1 protein-coding gene is annotated in these 359 nt (G+C 29.2%); it reads right to left on the bottom strand.

Features of this window, described 5'->3' with window-relative positions; genetic code table 11:
• A partial coding sequence (locus CAMP5063_RS08435; RefSeq protein WP_337195173.1) for a hypothetical protein occupies positions 1 to 359 on the bottom strand: 359 nt, incomplete at both ends.

Below are 359 nucleotides of genomic sequence, written 5' to 3' on the forward strand. Positions count from 1 at the left end.
ATCAGGTATTTCTATTTCACCACCACCATTATCATCTTTAATAGAAGCTAAAATAGGATAAGGTATTTTAATGGCTGATAATTCTCCTTTAACAACAAAGCGTCCGCTAGATTCATCACTTACTGATATTTTGAAATCTTCAAAGTCTTTAATCAAACGCTCTATAGCTTCAGTTTCATCTCCTACTTTTGCTATTAAATCAAATAACTCATTGCTAATATCTTTAAAAGCTTGATCATCTTTACTTGCTAATCCTTTATTAATTAATTCTACATACTTATTATAAGCTGAAGCTAAATCGTTGAGTTGTTTGTAATAGTTTTCTTCTTTGAAGTCATTGTTAGCTGAGTTGATTTTAT

This window comes from Campylobacter sp. RM5063, assembly GCF_024723655.1.
GTDB lineage: Bacteria > Campylobacterota > Campylobacteria > Campylobacterales > Campylobacteraceae > Campylobacter_D > Campylobacter_D lari_D.